Below are 17,625 nucleotides of genomic sequence, written 5' to 3'. Positions count from 1 at the left end.
TGCCGGGCCATCCGGGAGCGGTCGCCACCTTCCGGGAGCCGTCGCCGAATCGGGCGGCGAGCGACGGCGCCTGATCTAGGCTGTCCGGCATGGACCCCGTCGCCGCCGCGCGTTCCCTCGTCGAGGAGATGTTCCCCGGCGCCCTGTACGCCTTCGTCGGCGGCAGCGTGCTCACCGAACGCCGCACCGACACCTCCGACCTCGACATCGTGGTGGTGCTCGACGGTCTCGACCGCCCCTATCGCGAGACGCTGCGCTGGCACGGGTGGCCGGTCGAGCTGTTCGCGCACAGCGAGACCAGCCTGGCCGCCTACATCGAGCGCGGCTTCGAGCAGCGGCTGCCGATCCTCGCGCGCATCTGCTCCGAGGGCGCAGTGCTGGCCGACCGCACGGGCGGCCGGGCCAGCGACCTGCAGAGCGCGCTGGGCGAGCGCGTGTCGGCCGGTCCCGGCGGGCAGACGCCCGGCCAGGCCGACCGGGCGAGATACGTGCTGTCCGACCTGCTGGACGACCTGGCGGGCGCGTCGGATCCGGGTGAGCAGGCGTTCATCGGCTGGGAGGTCGTGCAGGCCGCCGCCAGGACGGCGCTGGGCCTGGGACGCAGGTGGCAGGGCAGCGGCAAGTGGCTGCTGCGCGAGCTGCGCGCGCACGATCCTGCCCTGGCCGATGAGCTGCTGACCGCCCACGACGACCCCGCCCGGCTGGCCGCGGTGGCCACGGAGGTGCTGGAACGGGCCGGAGGGCGCCTCTGGGAGGGTTACCGGAGCGAGGGGGATCCCTTCCACCAGATCCTGCGTCACGTCGCCTCAGGAGAGCTCTCGGGCGACACGGCGCAGAGCTCGGGCATGCGGCGGCTGGCCGCCGTCAGCGGCGCCACGACCGGGTCGGCGCGCCTGTGGATGGGCCAGACCCACGTCGCCCCCGCCACCCGCTCGTCGGACCACCACCACGGGGCCTCGGAGACGGCGATCTACGTGGTGAGCGGCACGCCGTCGTTCGTCTTCCTGGAGGAGGGCGAGGAGACCCGCATCGACGCGGGGCCCGGCGACTACGTGTTCGTGCCGCCGTACGTGCCGCACCGGGAGGAGAACCCGGACCCGTCGCGCGAGGCCGTCGTGGTGATCGCGCGCAGCACCCAGGAGGCCATCGTGGTCAACCTGCCCAGCCTGTCCGGCTAGACCCGCCTGCTGATCGCAGGGCGGGCCCGCGCCCGCCTGCCAGGCCCGAAGTGCGTCGGCTCGGAGAGCGCAGGTCGAGGGGGCCTCAGCCGCCGGCGCCGCTCACGCGGTAGACGTCGAAGACGCCCTGGATGCTGCGCACGGCCTTCAGCACGTGGCCCAGGTGCTTGGGATCGCCCATCTCGAAGGTGAACTTGCTGATCGCCACCCGGTCGCGCGAGGTCGTGACCGAGGCGCTGAGGATGTTGACGTGCTGGTCGGACAGCGTGCGGGTGACGTCGGACAGCAGGCGCGGCCGGTCGAGCGCCTCGACCTGGATGGCCACCAGGAACACGCTGTCGTCGCTCGGCGACCAGCTCACCTCCACCAGGCGGTCCGGCTGCGCCTTGAGCTGCTGCACGTTGGTGCAGTCGGCCCGGTGCACCGAGACGCCGTGGCCCCGGGTGACGAAACCGACGATCTCGTCGCCGGGCACCGGGGTGCAGCACTTCGACAGGCGTACCCACACGTCGGCGTCGCCCGCCACGACCACGCCCGCGCCGCCACCCCCACGGGGACGGCCGCGCAGCCGGGTGGGCAGCGAGGTCTCGGCGATGTCCTCCTCGGCGCTGTCGACCCCGCCGATCGAGGCCACCAGCTTCTGCACCACGGACTGGGCCGCGATGTGCCCCTCGCCCACGGCCGCGTAGAGCGCGGAGACGTCGGGGTAGCGCAGGTCGCGGGCCAGCGCCAGCAGCGCCTCGCCGGACATCAGCCGCTGCAGCGGCAGGCCCTGCTTGCGCATGGCCCGCCCGATGGCCTCCTTGCCCGCCTCGATCGCGGTCTCGCGGCGCTCCTTGGAGAACCACTGACGGATCTTGTTGCGGGCACGGCCCGACTTGACGAACTTCAGCCAGTCGCGCGACGGCCCGGCGTCCGGCGACTTGGAGGTGAAGATCTCGACCGTGTCGCCGTTGCCGAGCCGCGACTCCAGCGGCACCAGCCGCCCGTTGACCCGCGCGCCGATGCAGCGGTGGCCCACCTCGGTGTGCACCGCGTAGGCGAAGTCGACCGGCGTGGCCCCCTCGGGCAGGGCGATGACCTGGCCCTTCGGGGTGAACACGTAGACCTCGGAGACCGACAGGTCGAACCGCAGCGACTCCAGGAACTCGCCCGGGTCGGAGGTCTCCTTCTGCCAGTCGAGGAGCTGGCGCAGCCAGGCCATGTCGCTGCCCGGCTTGACCTTGCCCGTGGGGCCGGGGGCGCCGACCTCCTCTTTGTACTTCCAGTGCGCGGCCACGCCGTATTCGGCCCTGTGGTGCATCGCGTGGGTGCGGATCTGCAGCTCCACCGGCTTGCCCTCGGGACCGATCACCGTGGTGTGCAGCGACTGGTACATGTTGAACTTGGGCATCGCTATGTAGTCTTTGAACCGCCCGGGCACCGGGTTCCACCGGGCGTGGATGGTGCCGAGCGCGGCATAGCAGTCGCGCACGCTGTCGACCAGCACGCGGATGCCCACGAGGTCGTAGATGTCGTCGAACGCGACGTCCCTGGCGATCATCTTCTGGTAGACCGAGTAGTAGTGCTTCGGCCGGCCCTTGACCACCGCGCGGATCTTCGCCTCGCGCAGGTCGCCGGAGACCTTCTCGATGACCTCCTGCAGGAACAGGTCGCGGCGCGGCGCCCGCTCCGACACCATGCGCGCGATCTCGTCGTAGCGCTTGGGGTAGAGCATGGCGAAGGCGAGGTCTTCCAGCTCCCACTTGATCGTGTTCATGCCCAGGCGGTGGGCCAGCGGGGCGAAGATCTCCAGCGTCTCGCGCGACTTCTGGTGGCGCTTGTGCTCCGGCAGGTAGCGCATGGTGCGCATGTTGTGCAGGCGGTCGGCCAGCTTGATGATCAGCACGCGGATGTCGCGCGACATGGCGACGACCATCTTGCGGACCGTCTCGGCCTGCGCGGCGTCGCCGAACTTGACCTTGTCCAGCTTGGTGACGCCGTCGACCAGTGACCCGATCGTGTCGCCGAAGTCGCCGCGCAGCTCGTCGAGGCTGTAGGCGGTGTCCTCCACCGTGTCGTGCAGCAGGGCCGCGCAGAGGGTCTCGTCGTCGGTGCCCAGCTCGGCCAGGATCGTCGCCACGGCCAGCGGATGGGTGATGTACGGGTCGCCGGACTTCCGCTTCTGGTCACGGTGGTGATAGGCGGCGACGTCGTAGGCACGCTCGATCACCCGCAGGTCGGCCTTGGGATGGGTGGCGCGCACCGTCCGGAACAACGGCTCCAGCACCGGATTCATGGCCCCACCCCCAAACCGCCTTCGACGCACCGCTGGAACGCCGGGCGCCTCGGCGTTGCCAGAGTCGGTCACGTCGGGCGCGACCACATCACGGGGCACACAGACTCCTCACGCAGTGGCTCCTCACGTTCGAGTCCAGATCCCCCCAGTGTATCCAGGTGGCAAACCTGGCCTGCCGTGGGCCGGACTCAGACGATCACGAGGGAGTGCAGCTCCACACCCCGCAGTCGCTCACGCCCGTTGAGGAAAGCCAGTTCCATCAGCACGGCGATGCCGACGACCTCGGCTCCGGCCCTCTCCACCAGGTCAACGGTGGCCCTCGCGGTGCCTCCCGTGGCCAGCACGTCGTCGACGATCAGAACCCGGTCACCGGGCGCGAAGGCGTCACGGTGGACCTCGATGGTGGCGGAGCCGTACTCCAGATCGTAGGACTCTTCCAGGGTCGCGGCGGGCAGTTTCCCCTTCTTGCGCACGGGCACGAACCCGGCGGCCGCCCGGTAGGCCACCGGCGCGGCGAGGATGAACCCGCGCGCCTCGATCCCCACGATCTTGTCCACCTGGTGGAGGTCGGCCAGCGCGTCCACCACGGCCGCCATCGCGACCGGGTCGGCCAGGAGCGGGGTGATGTCCTTGAACATGACTCCCGGCTTGGGATAGTCGGGCACGTCCCTGATCCGGTCCAGGATCGTCGTGCTCAGCTCGGTCATGGCTTTCCTCGCATCTCTCCACCGGCCCTCTGCCGGGCTCCATGATGGTGCATCGCGCGCCCGCACCGTACGGGAGGCTCTCAGACGCCCGCTGGGCGCCGCACATCGCCGGGGCGGACACGGACGACGCCCCCGCCCCGGCGAGGGGCGAGGGCGTCGTACGGAGCCCGCGGGCGGCTATCCCTTGGCTACGGCCGCGCTTTTGGAACCCTTCGATCCCTTGCCGCCTCCCGTGGAGGCCAGCCTCCTGGCGATGGCCTGGTATTTCGGCTCGCGCTCCTTCAGCGTCACCAGCAGCGGCGTGGCGACGCACAGCGACGAGTACGTGCCGACGATCATGCCGACGAACAGCGCCAGCGACAGGTCCTTCAGCGTGCCCGCGCCGAGCAGCGTGGTGCCGATGAACAGGATCGCCGCCACCGGCAGGATGGCGACCAGCGAGGTGTTCAGCGACCGGATCAGCGTGTGGTTGAGCGCGTTGTTGGCCGCCATCGAGTAGGTCTGCTTCGACGTGTGGCCGAGCTTGGCCGTGACCTCCTTGATCATGTCGAACACCACGACCGCGTCGTAGAGCGAATAACCGAGGATGGTCAGGAAGCCCAGCAGCGTCGCGGGCGTGACCTCGAAGCCCGACCAGGCGTAGATGCCGGCCGTGATGACGAGGTCGTGGATGAGCGCGACGATGGCGGCCAGCGCCATCTTCGGCTCGAACGCCATCGACAGGTACAGGATGATCGCCAGCATGAACACGCCCAGGCCGATCCAGGCCTTCTGGGAGACCTCACCGCCCCAGGACGCGCCGATCGACTGGATGTCCACCTGGTTCGTCGGGACGCTGTAGTCCTTGGAGATGGCGGACTGCACCTCGTTCATGGTGCCTTCCGAGAGCGTCTCGGTCGTGACCCGCCAGCGGTCGCCGGCGGTCTGCACGATCGGCTGGTGCACGCCCTCTTCCTGGAAGGTCTCCCGGACCTGCTCGATGCTGGCGCTCGGCGCCTTGAACGAGAAGACCGATCCGCCCCTGAACTCGACGCCCAGGTTGAGCCCGTTGATCAGCAGGCCGGCCAGCGAGACGACGAGCAGCAGGCCGGACAGGCTGTACCAGAGCCTCCACTTGCCGACGAAGTCGACGTCGATCTCGCCGCGATAGAGGCGACGCCCCAGTCCCATCTCAGGCCTCCTGCGGAGTGGTCGTGCGGCCGGGGGCCGTCGCCTCGCTCATGCGCTCGGCGTCGAGACCCGACAGCGGGTGCCCCTTGGCGAAGAACTTCATCTTCGCCAGCAGGGCGATGAACGGCTTGGTGAACAGGAACACCACCACGATGTCGATCAGCGTGGTCAGGCCCATCGCGAACGCGAACCCGGCCACACCGCCCACCGCCAGGAAGTAGAGCACGATCGCGGCGATGAACATGACGGCGTCGGCGATCAGGATCGTGCGTCGCGCACGGACCCAGGCCACCTCGACGGCCGCGCGGAGCGTCCGCCGCCCTTCCTTCATCTCATCACGTATGCGTTCGAAGTACACGATGAAGGAGTCGGCGGTGATGCCGATCGAGACCACCAAGCCGATGATGTGCGGCAGCGAGAGCCGGAAGTTGGCGTTGTGGCCGAGCACGACCACCGACGTGTACGTGATGACCGTGGCCACCACGAGGCTCAGCACCGCCACGATGCCCAGGCCCCGGTAGTAGAGCAGGCAGTAGAGGACCACGAGCGCCAGGCCGATGAGGCCCGCGACCAGGCCGCCCTCCAGCTGGTCCTGGCCCAGCGTCGACGACACCGTGTCGATCGAGCTGCGGTTGAACTTCAGCGGCAGCGCGCCGTACTTGAGCTGGTCGGCCAGGTTGGTGGCGCTGGCCTGGTCGAACCCGCCGGTGATCTCGGCCCGGCCGCCGGGGATCGGGCTGATGATGTTGGGCGCGGTGATGACGACGCCGTCGAGCACGACCGCGACCTTGTTGCGCGGCTCGGGCGAGTTGTAGGCGGTGGTGGTGAGCTTGCTCCACTCGCCCGCGCCCTTGCTCTTGAAGTCGAGCTGGACGATCCACTCGGTGGTGCCCTGGCGCACGCCGGCCGAGGCCGTGTCGATGTCGGTGCCGACCACCTTGGCGACGTCGAGGACGTACTTGAAGCTGCCGTCGGTCTCGCAGCCCGCGTACTGCTTGTTCGGGTCGTCCTGGACGCCCTGGCCGCGGTTGGCCGGGTCGGCGCAGTCGAGCTTGTTGAACTGGGCCAGCACCGCCGGGTCGATGCCCGAGGTGTCGATGCCGGCGTTGGGGTCCTGCAGGGGCGGCGTGCTGGCCTGGGCCGTCGGGCTGCCCGACGGCGACGTCTTGGCCTCCTGGCCCTTCTTGGAGTCCTGCTTCTGCCCGTTCTGCCGGCCGTCGGACGGCTGCGCGGACGGCTCAGCGGACGCCTGCGTGGACGCCTGCGCGGACGGCGCGGGCGTCGGGGCGGTCAGCGCGGACGAAAGCGCCTTGCCCGTCGGGGAGGCGCTCGGCTGTGGTGTGCCGGCCGACTGCGAGGTCGTCGGCTTGGCCGAGGGGTTGGCGGAGCCGGTGGGGCTGGCGGACGGCGTCGGCGCGTTGGTGGCCAGGTCCTGAGGTATCTGCGTGGCCGCCATGGCGAGCACCTGGCGGAAGCGCAGCTCCGCGGTGGTGGCGACCAGCTTGATGGCCTCGCTCTGCCCGACGCCCGGGATGGAGATGATGATGTTGTCGCCGGACTTGGCGACCTCCGCGTCGGAGATTCCGGTGCCGTTGACCCGATCGCGGATGATGTTGACCGCCCGGTCGAGGATCTCCTCGGGGGGCGCCGCGTTGTTCTGGGTCACGGGAGACAGAGTCACCGTCGTGCCGCCGGCGAGGTCGAGCCCCAGCTTGGGCGTGAACGCCCTCTGCAGGAGCATCGTCCCGCCCAGGGCGAGGATGAGCGCCAGAAGCACCAGGAGCGTACGCCCCGGGCGGCTGTGGCGGCTGGTCGATCGGGCCACTGGTCGTCAGTTCTTTCAGATTAGGGGTTTGTCGCAGAGCTTAGTCAGGACTTCTTGCTACTGGAGCCCTGGTCGCCGTTGCGCTCCACGGTGGCCTCGGACTCCGTCTTGCCCTCCTCGCCGAGCTCGGCCTCGTGAGCGACCGGCTCGTCATCGCTCGCCGGGGCGTCGCCCGGCGTGACGACGCGGCCGATGGCGGCCTTCACCCAGCGGGTCTCGATCCCCGGCGCGACCTCGAGGACGACGTCCTCGTTGTCCACCGCGACGACGGTGCCGAACAGGCCGGTCGTGGTCATGACCCGCGCGCCCGGGGTCAGGGAGTTCTGCATCTGGATCGCCTCTTGCTGGCGCTTGCGCTGAGGGCGGATCAGCAGGAAGTAGAACACCACCACCAGAAGGATCAGCGGCAGGATGCTTCCGAGTTGTCCCATGTCCATAAGGGGCGACCTTCCATTGTCGTACAAGAAGTTGACACCGGCCTCGCGCCGGAAATTCCGTGCGTTGCTTCGGGCCGCGCCGCTCAGCCCGTCAGCCTACACAGCCAGCCAAGCCACGGAGTGTAGGCGCTTGTTGCGAAACGCGGCAACGAGGCAGCGTTTCGGCGCGCGGGGAAGTTCCCATTTTGAAATGGTTGCAACCGTTCTGTGATCAGTCGAAAAGTGACGCTCCGAACGCGTCGGGTGGCGGCGTCATGCCGAGGTGGGTCCAGGCGGCCGCGGTGGCGACCCGGCCGCGCGGGGTCCTGGCCAGCAGCCCCTGGCGTACGAGGAACGGCTCGGCCACCACCTCGACCGTCTCCGGCTCCTCCCCCACGGCCACCGCCAGCGTGGACAGGCCGACCGGCCCGCCGCCGAACTTCCTCAGCAGCGCCCCGAGCACCGCCCGGTCGAGCCGGTCGAGCCCTTCGGCGTCGACCTCGTAGAGATTGAGCGCGGCCGAGGCGATGTCGCGGTCGATCATGCCGTCGGCCCGCACGTCGGCGAAGTCGCGCACGCGCCTGAGCAGGCGGTTCGCGATGCGCGGCGTGCCCCGGGAACGCCGGGCGATCTCGTGGGCGGCCTCCCCCGGCAGCGTGACGCCCAGCAGCCTGGCCGAGCGGTAGAGCACCTGCTCCAGCTCGCCGACCTCGTAGAAGTCCATGTGGGCGGTGAAGCCGAACCGGTCGCGCAGCGGCGCGGGCAGCAGCCCGGCGCGGGTGGTGGCGCCGACCAGCGTGAACGGGGCGATGTCGAGCGGGATGGCGGTGGCGCCCGGGCCCTTGCCGACGACGATGTCGACCCGGAAGTCCTCCATGGCGAGGTAGAGCATCTCCTCGGCGGGCCTGGCCATCCGGTGGATCTCGTCGATGAACAGCACCTCGCCCTCGGCCAGCGTGGACAGGATGGCCGCGAGGTCGCCCGCGCGCTCCAGGGCGGGGCCCGAGGTGATCCGGAGCGGCGCGTTCAGCTCGGCCGCGATGATCATGGCCAGGGTGGTCTTGCCGAGGCCCGGGGAGCCGCTCATGAGCACGTGGTCGGGCGGGCGCTGCCGGCGCAGGGCGCTCTCGAGGACCAGGGACAGCTGCTCGCGCACGCGCCCCTGGCCGATGAACTCGCCGAGGCGCTTGGGCCGGAGCGCGGCCTCGATCTGCAGCTCGTCGCCCCCGGCGTCGGGTGACAGGATCTCCCTCTCAAAGCCCACGCCGGCACCTCCTCTCCCCGCCCGGCACCTGGGTGTCGGCTCTTCCGACTTGCCTATCACGCATCACCGACGTTCCCCCGGCCTTCTTCCGACGCCGTCCCGGCGGGCGCCCCCCAGCGCCGCGATCACCGGCGTTCCTCTCGACGTCCGCGCTCGTGGAGGGCGGGAGGCGGTGGTCATCGGACGCTCAGGGAGCGGAGTGCGGCCTTCAGGAGGGCGGCGACCTGGGGCTGGCGGCCGGCGGCGACTTCGGCGTCGGCGTCCGGCTCCACCACGGCGATGGCCTCGTCGGCGTCCTTGCTGGAGTAGCCCAGCCCGACCAGGCCCGAGTGGACCTGCTCCCGCCACACCGCCACCCGGCGCTCGCCGTTGAGGGCGGCGTTGACGGCCTCCTCGGGCGTGCCGAGCCGGTCCTTGAGCTCCAGCACGATCCGCTGTGCCCCCTTCTGCCCGATCCCCGGCACCTGCGTGAGCGCCTTGAGGTCGGCACTGGCCACGGCCACGCGCAGCGCGTTGGGGGTGTGCACGGCGAGCATCGCCAGCGCCAGCTTGGGGCCCACACCGCTGGCCGTCTGGAGCAGCTCGAACACGGCACGCTCATCGTCGGTGGCGAAGCCGTACAGGGTGAGTGATTCCTCGCGCACCACCAGCGACGTGGACAGGCGCGCTGCCTCGCCCATGCGCAGCGTCGCCAGGGTGCCGGGGGTGCAGTGGGTGAGGATGCCGACGCCGCCGACCTCGATCACCGCCCCGTCGGGCGCTATCGCCGTCACCTTGCCCGCCACTGACGCGATCACGCCCGTCCTCCTGCCGTCCCTGGCCCCGCCGTTGCGCGGCTCACCTCACCGGTTCTCATCACCGGCTCCTGTCATAGCGCACATCCGGGCGCTCGGAGCCCGCTTTTCCGCTCTCCCCATGCTGTGCCCATGCTGTCTTCGCGGCGCTCCACCTCTGCCGTCTCCGGGCCGCTGGGGGCCACGACGCGTTGCGGGCGCGCCGCCTCCGCAGGCTCGGCCCAACCGTCGAACCGCCCCTGGGGGCATTCCGCGTCCCCGCAACCGGTGACGGGCCACGAGGCGGCCGCCGGTCCGTGGCGTGCCGCGAGACGGCATCCCGGCCGGCGGAGCACCGCGAGGCGGGCCCCCTCCGAGGGCATGCCGTGAGCGGAGCGTCGGCAGGCGGTGCCCCGGCCGACAGCGCCCCGCGAGGAGGCGTCCCGGCAGGCGGCATGGCGTGGGACGGAGGGCCGGGCGGCGGCGTCAGGTTCGGTGGTGCCCTGCGCGGCGGGGAGCCGCGTGGGGTGGTCAGGGGTCATCGCCTGGGACTCGGGCGGGTGGCTCGGGCCAGGGCCTCGGCCAGGCGGTGCTGGGCGCCGCCGCGCCAGATGTGGCAGATGGCCAGGGCCAGCGCGTCGGCGGCGTCGGCGGGCTTGGGCATCTCCGTGAGCCGCAGCAGGCGGGTGACCATGGCGCCGATCTGCTTCTTGTCGGCCGTGCCGCTGCCCGTGATGGCGGCCTTGACCTCGGAGGGCGTGTGCAGGGCCACCGGCAGCCCGCGCCTGGCGGCGCACAGCACCGCGATGCCCGCCGCCTGGGCGGTGCCCATCACGGTGCGCACGTTGTGCTGGCTGAAGACGCGCTCCACCGCGACCGCGTCGGGGCGCACGTCGTCGAGCCACTGCTCGATGCCGGCCTCGATGCCGACGAGCCGGGCGCCGAGCTCCTCGTCGGAGCCCGTGCGCACCACCCCGACGGAAACCAGCGTCAGCGGCGCGCCCGGGCGCCCCTCGACAGCACCCAGGCCGCACCGGGTCAGCCCCGGGTCGACGCCCATCACGCGCACCGGCATGCCCTCCCGCCCGGCCGAACATCTGTTCGGCACGAGACTTTACCCCGGTTGAGGTGGCCGTGCATCGGGAAACGGCCGCTAGAAGTAGTCGAGCATGTACGGCTTCGCCGCGAAGGCCGCCTCGAGCGCCTGGTCGTACCGGTCATCTCCGGACATGAGTCCCGCGAGCCGCAGCGTGTACGGCGGGATCCCGGCGTACAGGGCGGAGAAGCCGTTCACCGAGAGCGTGACGCCGCCCTCGGCGGCCGGCGTGGCGGTGCCCGATCTGCCCGAGATCTCCAGGCGCCACGTGCCCCCGCCCCTGACCGGGTCGTCCACGGTGACGACGGCGTCGCAGGCCACGTTCGCCGGATAGCCGCGCCGCTCCACCGCCGCCGCCACGTCCAGCACCCTGAACATCCACCGCGCCTGCTTGACCTGCTCCTCCGAGCGCTCGCCGAGCAGCCACAGCACCGGGTCGTCCGGCGCCACGGAGGCGACGACCTCGCGGGCGATCGAGGACGCGCTGCCGACCAGCGACCACAGCGCCCGCAGGGTCTCCGGGGAGGTGGCGACGAGGTTCTCGACCTGCATGTCGTCGCCCTTCCACCGGTAGATGACGTAGCCGTCGTCGGCGAGGTAGAGGAAGTCGTCCTCGTTGCCGAGCCACAGGTTCCAGGTGGCCTCGTCCCAGGAGACGGGCCCGCTCGACCGGGCGGCGGTGTGTACGCGGTGCAGCACCGAGACGAGCTCCGCGGCGTCGCCCGGCCCCATCCTGCGCAGCTTGACCTGCCCGGACGGCCGGATCCTGCGCAGCGACTCGGCGGGCAGCCGGACGTTGTGCCGGGCTCCGGCGTGCTCGTAGCCGACCCTGCGGTAGATGGGCGTGGTGGCCGGATAGAGCGCCGAGACCGCGTCGCCCAGCTCCGCCGCGCGGCCGATGACGGCCCGCATGAGGGTGGTGCCGACGCCGCGCCCGCGGTCCTCCGGGTTGACGGTGACCCCCGCGATCCCGGCCATCGGCTGCGGCGTGCCGTGCCACCACTGCGTGAACCGGCGCACCCGGGCCGCCGCCGCCAGCCGGGTGCCGTCGAACACCCCCAGGTAACGGCCCTCACCCAGCACGGGGAGCACCGCCTGGCGCCACCTGTCCCGGTCGGCCGCGGGGATCGGGCCGAACGAGCGCTTGCGCAGGTCGAGGACGTCGTCGAGGTCTTCGGGAGTCAGGTCACGTATGTCCACAGGCAGCAAACCTACGCAGCGCGCGTGCGGACCCGCGAGTCATTTGTCGTGATGGCGAGCCTGTCGAGGTAGAGCAGCTGGGCGGCCACGAGGGCGGCCAGCGCGACGGCGACGACGAGCAGCGGGGTGGCGGCGCCGATGTCGGGGACGGAGGTGTTGAAGCCGCTGAGCTGGTTCACCTGGGCGACGGGGGCGGTGAACAGGGCGGGGTTCTGGACCACCAGCATCGGCCAGAGCAGGTCGTGCGCGTTAACGAGGGTGACGGCGCCGGTGAGGACGCCCGCCATGGGGAGCGACGGCAGGAACACGCCGCCGAAGAAGTCCCGGTCGGTGCGCTCGGCCAGCCCCTTGCACAGCAGCGTGAGCACGAACAGGGCGGGCACGCTCACGAGGAGGGGCGGGATCAGGGCGGGCAGGGAGTCGATGAGGCCCAGGTTGCGGATGTTCTGCCAGTTGGCGACGCCGAGGGGGCCGGGGCCGACGAACAGCCAGGGGGCGAAGGCCAGGAGCAGCCACTCGCTGCCCCGCCCGAGCGGGCGCAGGCCGCCGATGCCGAGTGCCGCCAGGTAGGCCACGCCGACCGAGACCAGGGCCCCCGCCAGGGCGGGGACCCAGGTGTTGACCTGCGCGCGCAGGTCGCCGGCCGGGGTGTCCGGGGAGGCCAGCACGCCGTCGGCCCAGGGCCAGGCGCACAGGAGCGCGACGGCCACGACGACGACCAGCGCCACGACCCCGACGGCCACCCCCGCCACCCCGGGGGTACCGCGGTGCGGCGGCCCCGACCCGTCGTGCGCGGCCGGGGGACCCAAGGGGCCGGTGGGCGTGGCGGTGCGCGGGGTGACGGAGAGGCGGAGGCGGGTGGCGACCGCGATGACCGTGGCGACGATGCCCAGCACGCCGAGGATCACCCCCGTGAGGGCCGCGACGGCCGCACCAGGACCGAACTCGGCCAGCCGGAAGGCGTAGTGGTACTGCAGGCCCGCGAGCGTCTCTGTGGAGCGCTGAGGGCCTCCCCTGGTGAGCACCAGGCCGATGGAGAACGCCTGGAGCCCGACGGCGACCGTGGCGAGCGCGACGAGCGCCCCGACGGCGAACGTCGCGGGTCCGGCGGTGCCCCCGCGCAGGGCGGGCAGGAACGTGATCACGGCCAGCGCGCACACGACCCCGAACGTGGCGGCGGCGACGACGAGCCGGAGCGTTCCAGGCGCCGTCGCGGGCTCGCGCAGCCCCTCGGCCAGGGCTACCAGGCCGGACGCGTCCTGTCTCAGCCCCTGCATCCAGGCCCCCGCGACCGCGACGGGCGAGAAGGTGACGACGGCCAGCGAGAGCACGACCCGCCCGGCGCGCCTGGGCCACGTGCCCGCCCGGTCGAGCGCCAGGGCCAGCAGCGGCCCCACCACCACGGCCACCAGCAGCGGGATCACGGTCAGCGAGAGCGTGAAGCCCAGAGCCCGCCAGAAGTCGCCCTCACCCAGCAACTCGGTGTAGTTGGACATCCCCACGTAGGAGCTCTCACGCATGACGCCGCCGCTCTGGAGGCTGAGCCAGATCGTCTGGACGGTCGGCAGCACCAGGGAGATGAGGGTGCCGAGCAGCGCCGGTACGGCGAGCAGCCAGCCGAGCGCGGGTGAGTAGGCCGGAGGAGGGGTGGGGGAAGTCACGTCGCCAGACCCTACGCTGCCCCGGCCCCTCGCGCACGCGAAGAAACGCGCGCGTCCCGGGCGGCGCCGGGTGCGCACGACCAAGCCCGGCGGGTACGCGCGAACGAGGGCCCGGCGGGCGAACCGGACCCTCCAGGTGGCGGAGCCGCTAGTCCAGCGCCGCCAGCACGTCGTCGGAGACGTCGAAGTTGGCGAAGACGTTCTGCACGTCGTCGCTGTCCTCCAGCGCGTCGATGAGGCGGAACACCTTCTTGGCGCCCTCCTCGTCGAGCGGCACGCTCATCGTCGGCAGGAAGCTGGACTCGGCCGAGTCGTAGTCGATCCCGGCCTCCTGCAGCGCCTTGCGCACCGGCACCAGGTCGCCCGCCTCGGAGACGACCTCGAAGGACTCGCCGAGGTCGTTGACCTCCTCGGCGCCGGCGTCGAGCACGGCCATCAGCACGGTGTCCTCGTCGAGCCCGTTCTTGGGCACGATCACGACGCCCTTGCGGTTGAACATGTAGGACACGGAGCCGGGGTCGGCCAGCGAGCCGCCGTTGCGGGTCAGCGCCACGCGCACCTCGGAGGCCGCGCGGTTGCGGTTGTCGGTGAGGCACTCGATGAGCACCGCGACGCCGCCGGGCGCGTAGCCCTCGTACATGATCGTCTGCCAGTCGGCGCCGCCGGCCTCCAGGCCGCCGCCGCGCTTGCGCGCCCGCTCGATGTTGTCGTTGGGCACGGAGTTCTTCTTCGCCTTGAAGATGGCGTCGAAGAGGGTGGGGTTGGCGTCCGGGTCAGGGCCACCGGTCCGGGCCGCCACCTCGATGTTCTTGATGAGCTTGGCGAAAAGCTTGCCGCGCTTGGCGTCGAGCGCGGCCTTCTTGTGCTTCGTCGTCGCCCATTTGGAGTGGCCGGACATTACCTAGAGCTCCCTCACCATGTCTACGAAGTAACGGTGCACGCGTACGTCCCCGGTGAGCTCGGGGTGGAACGACGTAGCGAGCAACGGCCCTTGACGGACCGCGACGATCCTATCCCCAGGCTCGGCCCTGCCCAGCACTTCGACGTCCGCGCCCACGGATTCGACCCAGGGGGCGCGGATGAAGACGGCGTGCACCTGCTCCCCGGCGAAGCGCAGGTCGGACTCGAAGGAGTCCACCTGGCGGCCGAACGCGTTGCGCCTGACCACCATGTCGATGCCGCCGATGGTCTGCTGGCCGGCGATGCCGTCCTCGATCCGGTCGGCCAGCATGATCATGCCGGCGCAGGAGCCGTAGGCGGGCATGCCCTCCTTGATCCGCATCCGCAGCGGCTGCAGCATGTCGAAGGTCTCGGCCAGCTTCCACATCGTGGTCGACTCGCCGCCGGGGATGACCAGGCCGTCGACCGCGTCCAGCTCGGCGGGGCGGCGTACGGCGGTGGCCGTCGCGCCCGCCTCCTGAAGCATGCGCGCATGCTCGCGCACGTCTCCTTGGAGGGCGAGTACACCGATCTTGGGCACAGCCGATCCTTTCGTCCGGGTACGGATTCCGCCAATTCAACACCAGGATGCGCCGACATCTTCCGCCTGGGGGCCGCGTCCGGCGAACTCGCGCAGGTCAGGGCCGCAAGGCCACTTCCATGTGGACGGGCTTGTGGTCCGACAGGGTCACCTCGCGCGCCACGTGGCAGCTCCGCACGCTGCCCTTGGGGGCGAACAGGTAGTCGAGCTTCTTGTCCTCGCGGGTCCGGCCTCCCATGCGCCGCGCGCCGCGCTGGTCGCACTCCTGGTACGCGCGGTAGAACGGGGCGACGGCCCGGCGGCCGGCGGCGCTGCCGTAACCGCCGTCGGGCGGCGAGACGTTGAGGTCGCCGCCGACGATCGTCCGGTAGCCGGGCCTGGCGGCCACCTCCAGCAGGCGTTGGAGCTGCCGGGTGCGGTAGGGGGCGCCCGGTTGGCGGTCGTCGTACTGGGCGCCGGAGGACAGGTGGGTGCCGCAGGCGCGGACCTTGGGGGCGGCCACGGTGGCGCAGAGGGCGGCGCGCCGGACGTACCAGGGCGGGGCGGGCAGCGGGTGGGTCTCGAACGTGGCCTCGCCGGCCACCGCGACCGCGATGCTCTGCGCGCCGCGCGGGCGGCCGAGGCGGTCGGGGTGGCAGGCGTACGGCTTGCCGTCGTGAGTGGTCAGGCCCCAGGAGCCGACGGTCCAGCTACGGCCGGTGCGCCGCTCGAGCCAGAGTTCGAGGGTGCCCGTCGCTCCGGTGCAGAACTCCTGCAGGAAGATGACGCCGGGCCGGGCGGTCCGGGAGAGCGCCTGCCGGCCGATGTTCTCGGCCAGCTCGACGGCGCCGGCGCGGTAGAGGCGGCAGTCGGAGTTGGTGCCGGTGCAGACGTTCCACGTCATGACGGATAACTCCGTGCGTACGGGCGCCGCGAGCAGCCCCGCCACGAGCAGCAGCACGTGTCCCACCATGGTGGGACATCAAACCACAGCGGGCGCGGTGTCGTGCGTGGCGTGGCCGGCGTCCACGCGGGCCAGGGAGCGCAGGTGGTGGCGCCGGGTGTACAGGATGGCCATGCCGATGGCGCAGCAGACCGCCCCGAGCGCGTACGGCACGGCGACGCCGACCTCCTCGCCGAGCTCGGTGGCGACGAACGGGGCGAGCGCGCCGCCCATCCAGCGCACGAAGTTGTAGCCCGCCTAGGCGACCGGCCTGGGGGCGTCGGAGACCTCCATGGCCGACTCGGTGAAGACGGTGTTGCCGAGGCCGATGGGGATGCCGGACAGGACGGTGAACACGACGATGCCCGCGTGCCCGGACAGCGCGATGCCGGTCTGGAGGACGGCGAGCAGGGCCAGCGACAGGTGCAGCACGTTGACCGAGCCGATCCTGCGCCGCAGCGGCGGCGCGCCGAAGACCGAGGCCAGCGCCACGCAGACGCCCCAGCCGAAGAAGACGGCGCCGATGCCGTACGGGGACATGTGCAGGATGAACGGGGTGAAGGCGAGGATCGTGAAGAAGGCGAAGTTGTAGAACAGCGCGGTGAAGGCGGTCGTGGACAGGCCGCCGTGGGCCAGGGCCCTGATGGGGGCGCTCAGCCTGGTCGGCACCGCGGGCCTGGCGGGGGCCTTGAGCAGGGTGACGATCAGCACGAAGCCGACGGCCATGAGCGTGGCGGCGCCGAAGAACGGGGCTCGCCAGTTCCAGTCGCCGAGCAGCGCGCCGACGAGGGGGCCGGCGGAGATGCCCAGGCCGAGCGCGGCCTCGTACAGGATGATGGCCGACTCCGCGCCGCCGCCGGCGGCGCCGACGATGACGGCCAGCGCCGTGGCCACGAACAGCGCGTTGCCCAGGCCCCAGCCGGCGCGGAAGCCGACGAGCTCGGCGACGCTGGTGGAGGTGCCGGCCAGCGCGGCGAACACCATCACCAGCGCCAGCCCGGCCAGCAGCGTCCGCTTGCCGCCGATGCGGCTGGAGACCCAGCCGGTGACGAGCATGGCCACGGCCGTAACCAGGAAGTAGCTGGTGAACAGCAGGGAGACCTGGCTGGGGGTGGCGTCCAGGTTTGCATGCCGTTCCTTTCTACGAGCGGCCGAGCTTGGCCAGCACGGGCAGGGCGGCCGCGAGCGTGGCGCGCTCCTCCTCGGTGAGCGCGGCCAGCTCCCGGGTGAGGTGGCCGATCCTGGCCTGGCGTACGGCGCGCAGCCGGTCGCGCCCCTCGCCGGTGAGCTCGACCGTCCTGACCCGCGCGTCGTCGGGGTCGGACCCGCGGGTCACCAGGCCCGCGTCCTCCAGGCGGTTGATCTGGACGGTCATGGTGGGGAGCTGTACGGCGTGCTCCTCGGCCAGCGCGGTCATCCGGCGGGGGCCGTGCTCGAGCGAGCCGAGGACGCCGTACTGCTGGCTGGTGACGGGTTGGCCGGCGACGGTGCGCCTGAGCAGGAGGACCAGGTGCCGCAGCACCGCGGAGACCTGCTCGGCCAGGTGGGTGGGATCGTCCCTCATGGTTGGCCAAACTAACTTAGCCTGGCTAATATTCCGGCCCAGGGAAACGCAAGGACCCGGCCTCCCGAGGAGACCGGGTCCTTCGACGAGG

At 71.4% G+C, this 17,625-nt stretch carries 17 protein-coding genes; 1 reads left to right on the top strand and 16 read right to left on the bottom strand.

The features are described 5' to 3' along the window. Window positions 1–89 precede the first annotated feature (89 nt). A complete protein-coding gene (locus ACBJ59_RS11460; RefSeq protein WP_364116545.1) occupies window positions 90–1,178 on the top strand; it encodes a cupin domain-containing protein in 1,089 nt (362 codons plus the stop codon). Between the two features lie 85 nt (window positions 1,179–1,263). Here ACBJ59_RS11460 and ACBJ59_RS11455 read toward each other — a convergent pair whose 3' ends face one another. The 16 genes from ACBJ59_RS11455 to ACBJ59_RS11380 form a co-directional block, all read right to left on the bottom strand. Beyond that, window positions 1,264–3,456 (bottom strand): bifunctional (p)ppGpp synthetase/guanosine-3',5'-bis(diphosphate) 3'-pyrophosphohydrolase, encoded by a 2,193-nt coding sequence (locus ACBJ59_RS11455; RefSeq protein ID WP_364116543.1) that lies wholly within the window; start codon window positions 3,454–3,456, stop codon window positions 1,264–1,266. A 188-nt stretch (window positions 3,457–3,644) separates the two neighbouring features. Further along, on the bottom strand, window positions 3,645–4,163 hold the full coding sequence (locus ACBJ59_RS11450; RefSeq protein ID WP_364116542.1) for an adenine phosphoribosyltransferase: 519 nt from the start codon (window positions 4,161–4,163) through the stop codon (window positions 3,645–3,647). 177 nt (window positions 4,164–4,340) lie between these two features. Then, window positions 4,341–5,333: a protein translocase subunit SecF gene (secF, locus tag ACBJ59_RS11445; protein WP_364116540.1), complete on the bottom strand. Its 993-nt coding sequence runs from the start codon at window positions 5,331–5,333 to the stop codon at window positions 4,341–4,343. A gap of 1 nt (window position 5,334) precedes the next feature. Continuing rightward, complete coding sequence (gene secD / locus ACBJ59_RS11440; protein ID WP_375110131.1) at window positions 5,335–7,110, bottom strand: protein translocase subunit SecD; 1,776 nt, start codon at window positions 7,108–7,110, stop codon at window positions 5,335–5,337. Between the two features lie 92 nt (window positions 7,111–7,202). Continuing rightward, on the bottom strand, window positions 7,203–7,589 hold the full coding sequence (yajC, locus tag ACBJ59_RS11435) for a preprotein translocase subunit YajC (RefSeq protein ID WP_375110130.1): 387 nt from the start codon (window positions 7,587–7,589) through the stop codon (window positions 7,203–7,205). Between the two features lie 217 nt (window positions 7,590–7,806). After that, the gene (gene ruvB / locus ACBJ59_RS11430) at window positions 7,807–8,838 is read right to left on the bottom strand and encodes a Holliday junction branch migration DNA helicase RuvB (protein ID WP_375110129.1); all 1,032 of its coding nucleotides are present in this window, start codon (window positions 8,836–8,838) and stop codon (window positions 7,807–7,809) included. Between the two features lie 176 nt (window positions 8,839–9,014). Beyond that, entirely contained in the window at window positions 9,015–9,635 is a 621-nt protein-coding gene (ruvA, locus tag ACBJ59_RS11425; protein WP_375110128.1) for a Holliday junction branch migration protein RuvA, read from the bottom strand. Between the two features lie 514 nt (window positions 9,636–10,149). Next, window positions 10,150–10,680 carry a crossover junction endodeoxyribonuclease RuvC gene (gene ruvC, locus ACBJ59_RS11420; protein WP_375110221.1) on the bottom strand — a complete coding sequence of 177 codons (531 nt, stop codon included), beginning with the start codon at window positions 10,678–10,680 and terminating at the stop codon, window positions 10,150–10,152. Window positions 10,681–10,764: 84 nt separating this feature from the next. Then, entirely contained in the window at window positions 10,765–11,907 is a 1,143-nt protein-coding gene (gene eis, locus ACBJ59_RS11415) for an enhanced intracellular survival protein Eis (RefSeq protein ID WP_375110127.1), read from the bottom strand. A gap of 11 nt (window positions 11,908–11,918) precedes the next feature. Continuing rightward, complete coding sequence (locus ACBJ59_RS11410) at window positions 11,919–13,568, bottom strand: hypothetical protein (RefSeq protein ID WP_375110126.1); 1,650 nt, start codon at window positions 13,566–13,568, stop codon at window positions 11,919–11,921. A 148-nt stretch (window positions 13,569–13,716) separates the two neighbouring features. Continuing rightward, window positions 13,717–14,466 carry a YebC/PmpR family DNA-binding transcriptional regulator gene (locus tag ACBJ59_RS11405; protein ID WP_375110125.1) on the bottom strand — a complete coding sequence of 250 codons (750 nt, stop codon included), beginning with the start codon at window positions 14,464–14,466 and terminating at the stop codon, window positions 13,717–13,719. Between the two features lie 3 nt (window positions 14,467–14,469). Next, complete coding sequence (gene pdxT, locus ACBJ59_RS11400) at window positions 14,470–15,048, bottom strand: pyridoxal 5'-phosphate synthase glutaminase subunit PdxT (protein WP_375110124.1); 579 nt, start codon at window positions 15,046–15,048, stop codon at window positions 14,470–14,472. A gap of 97 nt (window positions 15,049–15,145) precedes the next feature. After that, entirely contained in the window at window positions 15,146–16,000 is an 855-nt protein-coding gene (locus ACBJ59_RS11395; protein ID WP_375110123.1) for an endonuclease/exonuclease/phosphatase family protein, read from the bottom strand. A 9-nt stretch (window positions 16,001–16,009) separates the two neighbouring features. Next, window positions 16,010–16,204, bottom strand: coding sequence for a hypothetical protein (locus ACBJ59_RS11390; protein ID WP_375110122.1), 195 nt, complete (start codon window positions 16,202–16,204; stop codon window positions 16,010–16,012). A gap of 24 nt (window positions 16,205–16,228) precedes the next feature. Continuing rightward, window positions 16,229–17,092 carry an MFS transporter gene (locus tag ACBJ59_RS11385; protein WP_375110220.1) on the bottom strand — a complete coding sequence of 288 codons (864 nt, stop codon included), beginning with the start codon at window positions 17,090–17,092 and terminating at the stop codon, window positions 16,229–16,231. A 19-nt stretch (window positions 17,093–17,111) separates the two neighbouring features. Further along, window positions 17,112–17,534, bottom strand: coding sequence for a MarR family winged helix-turn-helix transcriptional regulator (locus ACBJ59_RS11380; RefSeq protein WP_375110121.1), 423 nt, complete (start codon window positions 17,532–17,534; stop codon window positions 17,112–17,114). Window positions 17,535–17,625: the final 91 nt, after the last annotated feature.

Origin of the sequence: Nonomuraea sp. MTCD27 (assembly GCF_041950495.1) — a bacterium.
Lineage (GTDB): Bacteria > Actinomycetota > Actinomycetes > Streptosporangiales > Streptosporangiaceae > Nonomuraea.
This window is presented reverse-complemented; position numbering and strand designations above follow the sequence as displayed.

Excerpts from the sequence above, each read along its gene's own strand:
- ACBJ59_RS11460 (WP_364116545.1), top strand. The coding sequence starts at position 90 with ATGGACCCCGTCGCCGCCGCGCGTTCCCTCGTCGAGGAGATGTTCCCC.
- ACBJ59_RS11455 (WP_364116543.1), bottom strand. The coding sequence starts at position 3,456 with ATGAATCCGGTGCTGGAGCCGTTGTTCCGGACGGTGCGCGCCACCCAT.
- ACBJ59_RS11450 (WP_364116542.1), bottom strand. The coding sequence starts at position 4,163 with ATGACCGAGCTGAGCACGACGATCCTGGACCGGATCAGGGACGTGCCC.
- secF (WP_364116540.1), bottom strand. The coding sequence starts at position 5,333 with ATGGGACTGGGGCGTCGCCTCTATCGCGGCGAGATCGACGTCGACTTC.
- yajC (WP_375110130.1), bottom strand. The coding sequence starts at position 7,589 with ATGGGACAACTCGGAAGCATCCTGCCGCTGATCCTTCTGGTGGTGGTG.
- ACBJ59_RS11405 (WP_375110125.1), bottom strand. The coding sequence starts at position 14,466 with ATGTCCGGCCACTCCAAATGGGCGACGACGAAGCACAAGAAGGCCGCG.
- ACBJ59_RS11395 (WP_375110123.1), bottom strand. The coding sequence starts at position 16,000 with ATGGTGGGACACGTGCTGCTGCTCGTGGCGGGGCTGCTCGCGGCGCCC.
- ACBJ59_RS11390 (WP_375110122.1), bottom strand. The coding sequence starts at position 16,204 with ATGGGCGGCGCGCTCGCCCCGTTCGTCGCCACCGAGCTCGGCGAGGAG.
- ACBJ59_RS11380 (WP_375110121.1), bottom strand. The coding sequence starts at position 17,534 with ATGAGGGACGATCCCACCCACCTGGCCGAGCAGGTCTCCGCGGTGCTG.